The following is a 12,039-nucleotide window of genomic DNA, read 5'->3' on the forward strand; positions in this document are numbered from 1 at the left end:
CCCATTATGGATGACCCGATCGCCGTAAAACCCCGATCGCGCCGGCTTTCCAGCAGCTCCTGCATGGTGATCTGCGTCAATGCGTCGAGCGCAGCGAACGGTCGTCGAACGCCAGCAGCTGCGGATTGCTCACCAGCGCGCACGCCTCGCATCGCTCCGCTTGCGGGCGCCCCCACGATCCACCTCAACGTTCGATAGCCCGCGCGCTCCAGCCGCCGCGCCGACCTAAATCCGGAAGTGCTTCGACAGCTTCAGGCCCTGCGCCTGATAATTCGAGCCGATGCGCTGGCCATAGAGCGCATCGGGCCGGCTGATCATCTTCTCATACACGAGGCGGCCGACGATCTGGCCATGCTCGAGAATAAACGGCACTTCGCGCGAACGCACCTCCAGCACCGCCCGCGAGCCTTGCCCGCCGGCGCCGGCATAGCCGAAGCCGGGATCGAAGAAGCCCGCATAGTGAACTCGGAATTCGCCGACCAGCGGATCGAACGGCACCATCTCGGCGGCATAGTCCGGCGGCACCTGCACGGCTTCCTTGGACGCGAGAATATAGAACTCGCCGGGGTCGAGGATCAGGCTGCGATCTTCGCGCGCCATGATCGGCTCCCAGAACTCCGCCATCGGATAACCGGCGCGGCGGTCGACATCGACGACGCCGGTGTGGCGCTTGGCGCGATAGCCGACGAATCCATTCGAGCCCTCGCCCGACAGATCGACGCTGAGCGCAAGGCCGTTGGTGAGATCGGCCTCGTCGGCATCGACCAACCGCTCCTGCGCATGCAATGCGGCCAGCGCCGCGCCGTCCAGCGCCGCCTCTCCCTGCCGGAAGCGGATCTGCGACAGCCGCGAGCCTTCGCGCAGCAGCACCGGAAACGTCTTCGGCGAAATCTCCGCATAGAGCGGGCCATGATAGCCGTGGTCGATCATGTCGAACCGACGGGTGCCGTCGGCGATGACGCGGGTGAACACGTCGAGGCGGCCGGTGGAGCTTTTCGGGTTGGCGGCGGCGGCCACCGACGGCGGCAGCGCCAGGCTCTCGATCAGCGGCACGATGTAGACGCAGTTGGTCTCCAGCACCGCGCCGTCAGCGAGGCTGATCTCATGCAGCTTCAGATCCTCGATCCGGTCGGCGACGGTGGCGCCTGGGCCTGGCAGGAAGCTCGCGCGCACACGGTAGGCGAGATCGCCGAGCCGCAGATCGAGGCTCGCCGGCTGGATCTGGCTTTCGATGAACGGATAGGCGGGCAGGATCGCGCCCGCGTCCGCCATCGCCGCGATCATGCGGTCGGGAAGGATTCCTTTCGCGTCGGGCGGCAGCGCAAGCGGCACGTCGTCATCCTTCAATCGGCTGGGCGGGACCGTGGAACGGCCCGAATTCAAAGAGTTTGAGCATCTTTCCGGTTAACCGAAGCCTGTCTTGACGGGAAGGGCGTCACCGACTAAGAGCAACACTTATCCCGTGGTGATTTGAGCCGGCCGGCTTGCAGCCACGTTAAATAAATCGCTAAACAGGCCGGGGACACATGTGATCCCGGCCCGCAGGGTTTAAGCCCGAGGCCGGTTTTTTATTGGCCGGAACAGGCCAACAAGGAGGTCACAGTGTCCGATTCCAAGTCTGCTGCCGCCGGCACCCGCCACTACCGCCCTGAAACCCGCCTCGTCCACGGCGGCACGCTGCGCTCGCAGTTCGGCGAGACATCCGAGGCGTTGTTCCTGACGCAAGGGTACGTCTACGAGAGCGCCGAGCAGTGCGCGGCCCGCTTCGCCAACACCGACCCCGGCTTCATCTACTCCCGTTTCGCCAACCCGACCGTGTCGATGTTCGAGCAGCGCATGGTCGAGCTTGAAGGCGCCGAGGCGGCGCGCGCGACTGCAACCGGCATGGCGGCGGTGACGACCGCGGTGCTGGCGCCGCTGCGCGCCGGCGACCATGTCGTCGCAGCGAAGGCAATGTTCGGCTCGTGCCGCTTCGTGGTGGAAGACCTGCTGCCGCGCTACGGCATCACCTCGACTTTGGTGGACGGGCTCGATCTCGACCAGTGGCAGAAAGCGATGCGGCCGAACACCAAGACGCTGTTTCTGGAGAGTCCGACCAACCCGACGCTGGAGGTGCTGGACATCGCCGAGATCGCCAAGATCGCGCATGCGGGCGGCGCGCGGCTGATCGTCGACAACGTGTTCGCGACGCCGATCTGGCAGAGCCCGCTCGCGCTCGGCGCCGACGTGGTGGTCTACTCCGCGACGAAACACATCGACGGCCAGGGACGCTGCCTCGGCGGCGTGATCCTGTCGAACAACGACTTCATCCAGGAACACATCCATAACTTCCTGCGCCAAACCGGCCCGTCGATGTCGCCGTTCAACGCCTGGGTGCTGCTGAAGGGCCTGGAGACGCTCGGCGTGCGCGTGCGCCAGCAGACCGAAAACGCAGCGAAGGTCGCAGACGCCTTGGCCAAGCATCCGAAGATCTCGAGACTGATCTATCCCGGCCGTGACGACCATCCGCAGGCGGCGATCGTCAAGAAGCAGATGCGCGCTGGCTCGACCATGGTCGCCTTCGAGGTGAAGGGCGCGCGCGCCGCAGCGTTCCGCACGCTGAACGAGCTGAAGGTTGCCCGCATCTCCAACAACCTCGGCGACTCGAAGAGCCTGGTCACGCACCCGACGACGACGACGCATCAGCGCCTGACTGAGGAAGCCCGCGCCGAACTCGGCATCACTGAGGGCATGATCCGCTACTCCGCCGGCCTCGAACACGCCGACGATCTGATCGAGGATCTGTACGCCGCACTGGAGAAGGCGTGAGGCACGTCTTATCCTTGCGCATATCCTTCTTTGCCCCTCCCTTGTGGGGGAGGGGTGTTCTCTTTCCAGCCCTTACATCGGCCGGTAGAGCAGCACGTCCGGTGGAATCTCGATGCCCGCCTGAACCCGCGACACCGTGTCGATGATGGTGTCGCCGAGCAACTGGGCGAAGCAGGCATAGCCCCAGTCGTTCATGTGCAGACCGTCGTGAATGACGAAGCTGTCGAACGGCAGCTTCTGGTCATCGTGCCACCCTCGCATGACGGAGAAGCGCGGGAAGTGCGCGATCTGCCGCGCCTGCGCGATCCGCGTCAGCAGGCTGACCATCTTGTTGCTCTTCTCCTCGGCGTCCTTGCTGGTGGTGGCCGGCACGAACTGCGGATCGATCAGCACGACGTCGGCGCCGGTCGCCTTCAGCTTGTCGATGCCCTCGTTGACCAGCGCCTCGGTGCGCGCAACGGCCGCGTCATCTTCCTTGATCACGGTGTTGGTGCCGAGCTGCCAGATCACCAGGTCCGGCTTGGCGTCGAGCACCGCGACCTTGATCCGCTTCAGCATCTGCACCGTGTCCTCGCCGCCGATGCCGCGGTTGAGCACGGTGATGTCCGACTTCGGATACTTGCGCCGCAACTGGTCGGCGAGACGATACGGATAGGAGAAGATCGGCGAGGTCGTCCCGAAGCCAACCGTCGAGGACGAACCGAACGCGACGATGGTGACCGGCTGACCGGCCGCGAGCTTCTTGGCGATGCCCGGCAGCGAACCTTCCATGTAGGCGTTCTTGCTGGAGCACGGCACGCGATTGAAAATGTCCGCTGCACGCTTGACCGCATCGTCGAGCTTGCCGGCGGCCGCGCCGAGCTTGTCCTTGGCCTGTTCGGTGACGCCGGCCGCAGGCTGTTGCGGTGTCGTTGCGGCAACCGTTGACGATGCGGCGGACGGTGCCGCCGGAGCCTGCGTCTGGGCCGTGGCCGGTCGCGGCCATACAGTACCGAGCGACAACGCCAGCAGCGCGGCGGCGCCACACTGCCACCGGATCGTTCCTGCGAATTTCACCATCATTGAACCCTGGGTTCCGCAGACGGAACCTTGGCGCCTGCGATGACGTACCCCGCCAGCGCTCGTCCTATGCAGTCATGGACCCCTTTGGCAAGGGTTAAGCTGCGCGAGGCATGCGAGAGGTCGAACACGCCGTTTTCAGCCCAGCTATGCATGATCGCATAACGATCGAACAGCAGGATATCCTGCTGCTGCGCCACCGCCCGAATGTTGTCGAGATAAGGCGACGTCGGCAGCATCGTTTCGATCCGGGGACTGTACTGCAGGTTCATCAGCATCACGTCGGCACCGGCGGCCTTCACGTTCGCCACGCCTTCATCGATGGCATTGCGGAAGTCATCCGGATGGATCGAGCGCAGCGCGTCGACGGTGCCCGTCTGCCAGATCAAAAGGTCCGGCTTCTTTTCGGCGACGAGCCCGGACAGGGTTTCCGCCGTCTCCTCCGCGGTCCGCTTCGGCTGCAGGCTGGTGGCAACCGCGACGGCAATGCCCGGAAGCTGTTCGCGCAGGTTCGCTTCGAGCCGGGCGGGATACGCCAGCGACACGCCGTCGGGGCCCGCCAGGGTCGATGAGCCGCTGCCGACCACCAGCACGTCGAGCTTCTTGTTTGCCTTGATGGCCTGGGCGACCTTGTCCAGCACGTTATCGCCCATTGGCAGCAAATCTGCCGGCACATCGCATGGCTTCTTCTCGGCGGCCGCTGTATCCGCGCCGCCCGTGACAGGCTTCTCGGCCGCTTGCGGCGCCGTCGCCTTCTCCTGCGCATACGCCGCAGCGCCGGCCAAAAGGCCGGCAACGACGATGGCTCCGAGAATGGCTCTCATCATATCTCTCCGCCGGAGATTTTACCTCCGGACTCTCTGGCGCGAACCTGCTGGTCGCGCCGTTCCGCGACCCCCTTGTACCACGCCAGCACCCAGGCGATGGCCCACATGATCAGGATTCCCGCAACACTGATAACGAAATGCATCCAAGCGCCGCCGGACATTTCGACCATGATGAAGTGCCCAGCGAAGGCCAGGAACACCCCGACGCAGAAGATCTCGAGCGAGTGCTGGCCGCACAGGATCATCGGGCGGAGCCAGGGCGATTTCAGCCCTGGCCATCCACTGGGAATAAAGTGGATGGTCAACGTCGCCAGCGCAAGAAAATGAGCAAATCTTAAGACATCCAGGTCGGTCTTGCTGATCGGATACATCCAGCGCGCGAGCACGTTCGGCATCAGGAAGTCGATCTTCGGGAAGTGCCAGGTCAGCGTCACCGCGAACGCGAACACGAGGTAAACCGCCGCAAGCCAGATCGTGATCGGCGACGCCAATATCCGCGCCATCCGTGCCGCGCCGCCGAGCGCGCACCAGGCGCCGAACACGAACAGAAGCTGCCACGCATACGGGTTGAAGAACCACGAGCCACTCGGATAGGACGGCAGCGCCAGCTCGAACTCCCAGGTGATCGCATAGAGCAGCACCGACAGCCCGAGCGCGAGGTCCGCCTTCTTGCGCAGCAGCCACAGCACCGGCGGGAAGAACACCATCAGCACGATATAAAGCGGCAGCACGTCCATGTTGACCGGGCGGAAGCGCAGCAACAGCGCCTGCACGATCGTTACATCGGGGTGCTTGAGAAAATCGAGGATGTTCATCTCCTCCGCATAGAGCGGGTTGTCGAACCGCGCCCCGACGTAGGAGATCTCGGCAAGATAGATGGTGAACAGGAAGATGTGCGCGACATAGATCTGCCAGGCGCGCTTGAGGATGCGGGCCGAAGCGACGACGACGCCGCGCTCCTGCATCGCCCGTCCATAAACGAACGCCGCCGTATAGCCGGAGATGAAGATGAACATCTCGGTGGCGTCGCTAAAACCGAAATTGCGCAGCGTGAACCAGGTCAGCACGTTGGCCGGCAGGTGATTGATAAAGATGAACCACAGCGCCAGGCCGCGAAACAGATCGAGCCGCAGTTCGCGCTCAGCCGCCGACGGCGCCGGCACGACGAGTTTCGGCAGCGGCGTCTCGCCATGGGCGACAGCAAGCGTCATGCGTGATCCATGTTGGTCTCGTCAAATCCTATCGCGATCCATTCGCAGGCAACAGCTTGGCAAGCAGACCATCACCGAAAGTTCAAGCATCCAGGGTGCCGCAGGCGGCTCGTATCCTTGTCCGGTTTTGTCCGCTATAATACGGCACGATCAAGGACAGGCCTCGGCCAGGCATCGACAGCAGGTATCGGCAGCAAATGTACAAAGCGGTGACCCGCGAAATCGAAGTCCGCGTCGAGCCGAGCTTCATGCCGGAGCGTTCGTCGGCCGAGAAGCACTACTATTTCTGGGCCTACAGAATCGTCATCGCCAACCACGGAACCGAAACCGTACAGCTCAAGCGGCGGCACTGGATCATCACCGACGCGACCGGACGCGAGCAGGTCGTCAAGGGCGAAGGCGTGGTCGGCGAACAACCGACGCTCAGCCCAGGCGAGACTTATGAGTATGTCAGCGGCGTACCGCTGCAGACGCCCTCCGGATTCATGACCGGCCGCTATCAGATGGTCACCGATCACGGCGAACGGTTCGAGATCGACATCCCGACATTCTCGCTCGACAGTCCGAATGGCAACCGCACGCTGAACTGAGGCATGATCCGGAATGCCTAACCAGCGACAGGCGGCGCCGTCCGCCCAAACGCTGAGCCAAGGCCACCGCATCGCCACGCCAGCAAGGAGCCATTACCATGCAGATCAGGGACGCCAGGGCGGCGGACATCGACGGTATCGTGGCGATCTATAACGACGCTGTCAGCAACACCACCGCAATCTGGAACGAGGTCGAGGTCGACGCCGCCAACCGCGCCGCCTGGCTGGCCGACCGGCAGCGCCAGGGCTACCCGGTGCTGGTGGCGGTCGGCGACGATGGCGCTGTGCTCGGCTACGCCACCTTCGGCGACTGGCGGGCGTTCGACGGTTACCGGCACACGGTCGAACACTCCGTCTATGTGCGGGGGGATCAGCGCGGCGGCGGCATCGGCACAGCGCTAATGCTCGGCCTGATCGGCTGCGCCCGAAGGCTCGGCAAGCATGTCATGGTCGCAGCGATCGAAGCCCGCAACGAGGCGTCGATCAAGCTGCATCACAAACTCGGCTTCGAAACTGTCGGCCATATGAAGGAGGTCGGCACCAAGTTCGGCATCTGGCTCGACCTCGCGTTCCTGCAATTGACGCTCGACCGCCGCAGCGACCCGGACGCGCCCGTCAGGCGCGCGTGACGGGCGCGACACTCGCGCGTCAAACCGCGTCGGCCTCTTCCGGCGTGAACGTGTAGACCGAGGAGCAGAATTCGCAGGTCACCTCGATCTTGCTGTCCTTCACCATCTCGATCCGCTCGCGCTTGGTGAAGCCCTTCAGCATGCCCTCCACCGCCTGGCGCGAACACGAGCACTTGGCCTGGACATGCTGCGGCTGAAACACCCGCACGCCGCGCTCATGGAACAGGCGGAACAGCAGCCGCTCGCCGGACAGCTCCGGATCGATCAGTTCGACATCCTCCACCGTCTGCATCAGCGACTGACCCTCGACCCAGGCGTCATCGACCTCGGTGGTGTGCGGCTCGGTTCCTTCCGGCGCATCGCCTGGATGCAGATCCGCCTGCCGCGCGCGCTCCGGCGATTTCGGCAGGAACTGCAGCAGCAATCCGCCAGCACGCCAACGATGACGGGGCCCGCCCTGCCCACGCAGCTCCTCGCCAACCGCAAGCCGCACACGCGTCGGAATCTGCTCCGAGCGCAGGAAGTATTCGTGCGCGGCCGCTTCCAGATCGCCGCCGTCCAGCGCCACCAGCCCCTGATAGCGGCTCATGTCCGAGCCCTGATCGATGGTCATCGCCAGATGGCCCTTGCCCAGCAGTTCGCCGGTGGTCTGGCCGAACTTCAATCGCGTGGTATCGAAGCGCGCATAGGCGCGCAGCTTGTCCGGCGCCGTGAAGTTGACGACGATCATCGAGATCGGACCGTCGGTCTGGGTCTGCAGGATGAAGCGCCCTTCGAACTTCAACGACGAGCCGAGCAGCGAGGTGAGCACGATCGCCTCGCCGAGCACCTTGCTCACCGCGGGCGGATAAGCGTGCTTGGTCAGGATATCGTCCAGCGCCGGGCCGAGCTTGACCAGCCGGCCGCGCAGGTCGAGCGAGGCGACCTCGAATGGAATCAGCGCGTCGTGCAGCGGCGCTGCCGACGGCTCGCGAACGAGAGTGTCATCCGTCATTCCGGCTTCGCCGCGTTAAAACACCAGGCAAGAATACCTTTTTGCGCGTGCAGGCGGTTCTCGGCCTCATCAAACACCACCGACTGTGGACCATCGATGACCTCATCGGTCACCTCCTCGCCACGGTGCGCTGGCAGACAATGCATGAACAGCGCGTCGGGCTTGGCCAACGACATCAGCTTGGCATTGACCTGATAGCGCCGCAACAGGTTGTGGCGATGCTCGCCATCCTTATCCCCCATCGAGACCCAGGTATCGGTGACGACGCAGTCGGCATCGCGCACCATCTCCTCCGGGTCGTTGCCGAGCCGCACCGCGGCATTGTTCAGCTTGATCCAATCCTTCAGCGGCTTCTTCGGCGCCAGTTCCGGCGGGGTCGCGACGTTGAGCTTGAAATCGAAGCGCTGCGCCGCATGCACCCAGGAGGCCAGCACGTTGTTGTCGTCGCCGCTCCAGGCCACGGTGCGTCCGGTGATAGGCCCGCGATGCTCCTCATAGGTCATCACGTCGGCCATCACCTGGCACGGATGCGACAACCGCGTCAGCCCGTTGATCACCGGCACGGTGGCGTGCTCGGCGAGTTCCAGCAGCGCATCGTGGCTGAGGATACGGATCATGATGGCGTCGACATAGCGCGACAGCACCCGTGCGGTGTCGGCGATCGTCTCGCCGCGGCCGAGTTGCATCTCGGCGCCGGTCAGCATGATCGCCTCGCCGCCGAGCTGGCGCATGCCGACGTCGAACGACACCCGCGTTCGCGTTGAGGGCTTTTCAAAGATCATCGCCAGCGTCTTGCCCGCGAGCGGACGGTCGGCGGTGCCGTTCAGCCCCTGCTTGCGCCGAGTCTTCAACGCGAGGCTGGTGTCCAGCATCGCCCGCAGGTCGGCCTGCGGTAATGCGCTGATATCGAGAAAATGACGAGGCGGCATGTTCACGTCAGGCCACTCCCCGCTTCGCGGCAGCGCTCAGCTTGGCGCAGGCCCGCTCGATGCGCTGCACCGCCTCGTCGATCTCCGCCTCGCTGACGATCAGCGGCGGCAGCATGCGCAGCACATTGTCACCGGCCGCAACCGTCAGCAGCTTCTCGTCGCGCAGCGCATTGCCGAGATCGCCGGCCGGGATCACCGCCTTGACGCCGAGCAACAGCCCCTCGCCGCGCACCTCGCTGAGGATGTCGGGATGGCGATCGCAGATGCCCGCGAGCTTCTGCTTCAGCAACAGCGACATGCGCTGCACATGGTCGACGAAGCCCGGCGCCAGCATCACGTCGAGCACCGCATTGGCTGCCGTCATCGCCAGCGGATTGCCGCCGAAGGTGGAGCCATGCGTGCCGGCCGTCATACCCTTGGCCGCTTCCTTCGTTGCAAGGCATGCACCGATCGGGAAGCCGCCACCGAGCGCCTTGGCGAGCGACATGATGTCCGGCGTCACGCCGGTCCGCTTGTAGGCGAAAATCTCACCGGTGCGGCCCATGCCGGTCTGCACCTCGTCGAACACCAGCAGCAGCCCGTTACGGTCGCACAGCTCGCGCAGCGCCTTGAAGAACTGCGGCGATGGCGAACGCACGCCGCCCTCGCCCTGCAGCGGCTCGATCATGATCGCCGCGGTCTGCGGACCGATCGCCGTCTTGACCGCCTCGATGTCGCCGAGCGGCACCTGATCGAAGCCTTCGACCGGCGGGCCGAAGCCTTCGAGATATTTCGCCTGGCCGCCGGCGGCGATGGTCGCAAGCGTGCGGCCATGGAATGCGCCTTCGAACGTGATGATGCGATAGCGTTCGCCCTTGCCGCTCGCATGCTGATACTTGCGCGCCATCTTGATCGCGCACTCCACCGCTTCGGCGCCGGAGTTGCAGAAGAAGGCGACGTCGGCAAAGCTCGCCTCGCACAGCCGGCGCGCGAGCTTCTCGCCGTCGGGCATCGAATAGAGGTTGGAGACGTGCCAGACCTTGCCGAGCTGCTCGGTCATCGCCTTGACCAGATGCGGATGTGCATGGCCGAGCGCATTGACTGCGACGCCGCTGCCGAAATCGAGATAACGATCGCCGTTCGTCGCGATCAGCCACGCCCCCTCGCCGCGCTCGAAGGCGACGTCGGCACGGGCGAAAACGGGAAGCAGATGGGTCTGTGCGATCTGGTTCATGGCGACCTGGTTCATTGGATCAGGGGGGCGCTTCGTGCCCGGCATCATATTGAGTGCGCTAGGCTTTGGCGTCGGCCCGAAATAAAAGTGCCGCCCTTCCAAGGCGGCACAGGCAACATTCTATTGGTGGGCCGCGAACTGTCAACAGCGGCAGTTCGGTCACGGCGACCGTAGAAAAAGCCCATTTTGCTGATTTCTTCACAGCTCATGTCGGAATTCACAGCCCCGGACTCTTGCGCGCGAGTCAGCGCATATTGTAGCGTTTGGGCCATAAGACACGACATCTCGTGCAGCGGTTCTGCCCCCTCAGGTCGTTTTTGTTAAGGCGTAGCGTCCGGTCGTTAAAGGCGATTCCGGCGAGGGAGGAGGGATTCAGCGGCCCGAGGCCGGCGAAATCGCGCCGGAGGTTCCAGTCACATGTGCGCGCAACGCGCATGCGACAACAAGGGAAGAAGGCGATGACAGTCATTACCTGGTCCGACGAGCGCGTGGAGCAACTCAAGAAGCTCTGGGAAGCGGGGCTTTCGGCAAGCCAGATCGCGGCTGAACTCGGCAATGTCACGCGCAATGCCGTGATCGGCAAAGTCCATCGGCTCGGACTCTCCGGCCGCGCCAAGTCACCGTCCACATCCGTCCCGCGTCCGCGCAAGGCGCGGCCCGCCCAGCACATCATGCGCATCTCGCGTCCGGTCTCACGCGGCAACACCGCGCTGGCTCATGCCTTCGAGATGGAAGTCGAGGCCGATCCGATCGCCTTCGACAACGTGGTTCCGATGAGTCAACGCAAGACGCTCCTGGAACTCACCGAAGATACCTGCCACTGGCCGGTCGGCGATCCCGGCAGCGCCGACTTTTTCTTCTGTGGCGGCAAGTCGCTCACCGGTCTTCCCTACTGCGGCCATCACTCCCGAGTCGCCTATCAGCCGGCTGCGGACCGCCGCCGGAACCCGTCGCGGCCGCGCTGAGGCGCAAGCGAACGACCGAAACGAACAAAAACAAAGGGCCTGACTTAAAGTCAGGCCCTTCTGCGTTGTTATGCTGCTGGTGTCACCGCATGCGGGCTGCCGCTACTGCTGCTGCTCCACCTTGCCGAAACGATCGTCGAGAGCATAGCCCGCGCCGCGCACGGTGCGGATCGGATCGATCGCCCGGCCGGAGTTCAACAGCTTGCGCAGACGGCCGATATGCACATCGACGGTGCGTTCGTCGATGTAGATGTCCCGGCCCCAGACGCTGTCGAGCAGTTGCTCGCGGCTGAACACGCGGCCCGGATGCTCAAGGAAGAACTCGAGCAGGCGATACTCGGTCGGACCGAGTTCGATCGGCTGGCCCGCGCGGGAGACGCGACGCTTCTCGCGATCGAGCTCCAGGTCGCCCCAGGACAGCACGTTGGCCATCCGCTCCGGCGAGGCGCGGCGCAACAGGCCGCGCACGCGCGCCAACAGCTCCGGCACTGAGAACGGCTTGACGATATAGTCGTCGGCGCCGGTGGCGAGCCCGCGCACTCGCTCGCTTTCCTCGCCGCGCGCGGTCAGCATGATGATCGGCAACTGCCGCGTTTCAGGACGGGCCCGCAGGCGGCGGCACAGTTCGATGCCGGAGAGCCCCGGCAGCATCCAGTCGAGCACCACCAGGTCGGGCACACGCTCCTTCAAGCGCGTATCGGCTTCGTCGCCACGCCCGACGGTTTCGACGTCGTAGCCTTCCGCGTCGAGATTGTAACGCAAGAGCGTCGTCAGCGCCTCTTCGTCTTCGACAACCAGAATCCGTGCGTTCATG

The 12,039-nt window shown here is 64.3% G+C and carries 12 protein-coding genes and 1 riboswitch; of the genes, 4 read left to right on the forward strand and 8 right to left on the reverse strand.

Annotation, left to right across the window (positions count from 1 at the left end; genetic code table 11):
- Positions 1–225: 225 nt before the first annotated feature.
- Positions 226–1,332, reverse strand: coding sequence for a 2'-deoxycytidine 5'-triphosphate deaminase (locus X566_RS05930; protein WP_034468031.1), 1,107 nt, complete (start codon positions 1,330–1,332; stop codon positions 226–228).
- 120 nt (positions 1,333–1,452) lie between these two features.
- Positions 1,453–1,532: riboswitch (SAM riboswitch) on the forward strand.
- A gap of 70 nt (positions 1,533–1,602) precedes the next feature.
- Here X566_RS05930 and X566_RS05935 point away from each other — a divergent pair.
- Positions 1,603–2,808 carry an O-succinylhomoserine sulfhydrylase gene (locus tag X566_RS05935; RefSeq protein ID WP_034464373.1) on the forward strand — a complete coding sequence of 402 codons (1,206 nt, stop codon included), beginning with the start codon at positions 1,603–1,605 and terminating at the stop codon, positions 2,806–2,808.
- A 72-nt stretch (positions 2,809–2,880) separates the two neighbouring features.
- Here the strand turns inward: X566_RS05935 and X566_RS05940 are convergent, their stop codons facing one another.
- The 3 genes from X566_RS05940 to X566_RS05950 are packed head-to-tail and all read right to left on the reverse strand — an operon-like array spanning position 2,881 to position 5,905.
- Positions 2,881–3,870 (reverse strand): SGNH/GDSL hydrolase family protein, encoded by a 990-nt coding sequence (locus tag X566_RS05940; protein ID WP_034464376.1) that lies wholly within the window; start codon positions 3,868–3,870, stop codon positions 2,881–2,883.
- Positions 3,867–4,694, reverse strand: coding sequence for an SGNH/GDSL hydrolase family protein (locus X566_RS05945; RefSeq protein ID WP_244434690.1), 828 nt, complete (start codon positions 4,692–4,694; stop codon positions 3,867–3,869). Before X566_RS05945 ends, X566_RS05940 begins: the two co-directional genes overlap by 4 nt.
- Entirely contained in the window at positions 4,691–5,905 is a 1,215-nt protein-coding gene (locus X566_RS05950) for an OpgC family protein (RefSeq protein ID WP_034464379.1), read from the reverse strand. Before X566_RS05950 ends, X566_RS05945 begins: the two co-directional genes overlap by 4 nt.
- A gap of 197 nt (positions 5,906–6,102) precedes the next feature.
- On the opposite strand from X566_RS05950, the gene apaG reads away from it, so the two are divergent.
- Both apaG and X566_RS05960 read left to right on the forward strand, forming a co-directional pair.
- Positions 6,103–6,495, forward strand: a complete 393-nt coding sequence (gene apaG / locus X566_RS05955) for a Co2+/Mg2+ efflux protein ApaG (RefSeq protein ID WP_034464382.1) — start codon at positions 6,103–6,105, stop codon at positions 6,493–6,495.
- Between the two features lie 98 nt (positions 6,496–6,593).
- A complete protein-coding gene (locus X566_RS05960; RefSeq protein ID WP_034464383.1) occupies positions 6,594–7,124 on the forward strand; it encodes a GNAT family N-acetyltransferase in 531 nt (176 codons plus the stop codon).
- A gap of 19 nt (positions 7,125–7,143) precedes the next feature.
- Here the strand turns inward: X566_RS05960 and X566_RS05965 are convergent, their stop codons facing one another.
- From X566_RS05965 to X566_RS05975, 3 genes are read right to left on the reverse strand one after another with little or no spacing between them, the layout of a single operon-like run.
- The gene (locus X566_RS05965) at positions 7,144–8,118 is read right to left on the reverse strand and encodes an Hsp33 family molecular chaperone (protein WP_034464386.1); all 975 of its coding nucleotides are present in this window, start codon (positions 8,116–8,118) and stop codon (positions 7,144–7,146) included.
- Positions 8,115–9,047: an ornithine carbamoyltransferase gene (gene argF / locus X566_RS05970; protein ID WP_409337827.1), complete on the reverse strand. Its 933-nt coding sequence runs from the start codon at positions 9,045–9,047 to the stop codon at positions 8,115–8,117. The genes X566_RS05965 and argF overlap by 4 nt, the downstream gene beginning before the upstream one ends.
- A gap of 7 nt (positions 9,048–9,054) precedes the next feature.
- The gene (locus X566_RS05975) at positions 9,055–10,260 is read right to left on the reverse strand and encodes an aspartate aminotransferase family protein (protein ID WP_034468033.1); all 1,206 of its coding nucleotides are present in this window, start codon (positions 10,258–10,260) and stop codon (positions 9,055–9,057) included.
- Between the two features lie 458 nt (positions 10,261–10,718).
- Between X566_RS05975 and X566_RS05980 the strand changes: the two genes are divergently transcribed.
- Positions 10,719–11,225, forward strand: a complete 507-nt coding sequence (locus tag X566_RS05980; RefSeq protein WP_034468034.1) for a GcrA family cell cycle regulator — start codon at positions 10,719–10,721, stop codon at positions 11,223–11,225.
- A gap of 102 nt (positions 11,226–11,327) precedes the next feature.
- Here the strand turns inward: X566_RS05980 and phoB are convergent, their stop codons facing one another.
- Positions 11,328–12,038 (reverse strand): phosphate regulon transcriptional regulator PhoB, encoded by a 711-nt coding sequence (gene phoB, locus X566_RS05985; RefSeq protein WP_034464391.1) that lies wholly within the window; start codon positions 12,036–12,038, stop codon positions 11,328–11,330.
- Position 12,039 lies beyond the last annotated feature (1 nt).

It is taken from the genome of Afipia sp. P52-10 (genome assembly GCF_000516555.1).
In the GTDB taxonomy this organism is placed as follows: domain Bacteria; phylum Pseudomonadota; class Alphaproteobacteria; order Rhizobiales; family Xanthobacteraceae; genus P52-10.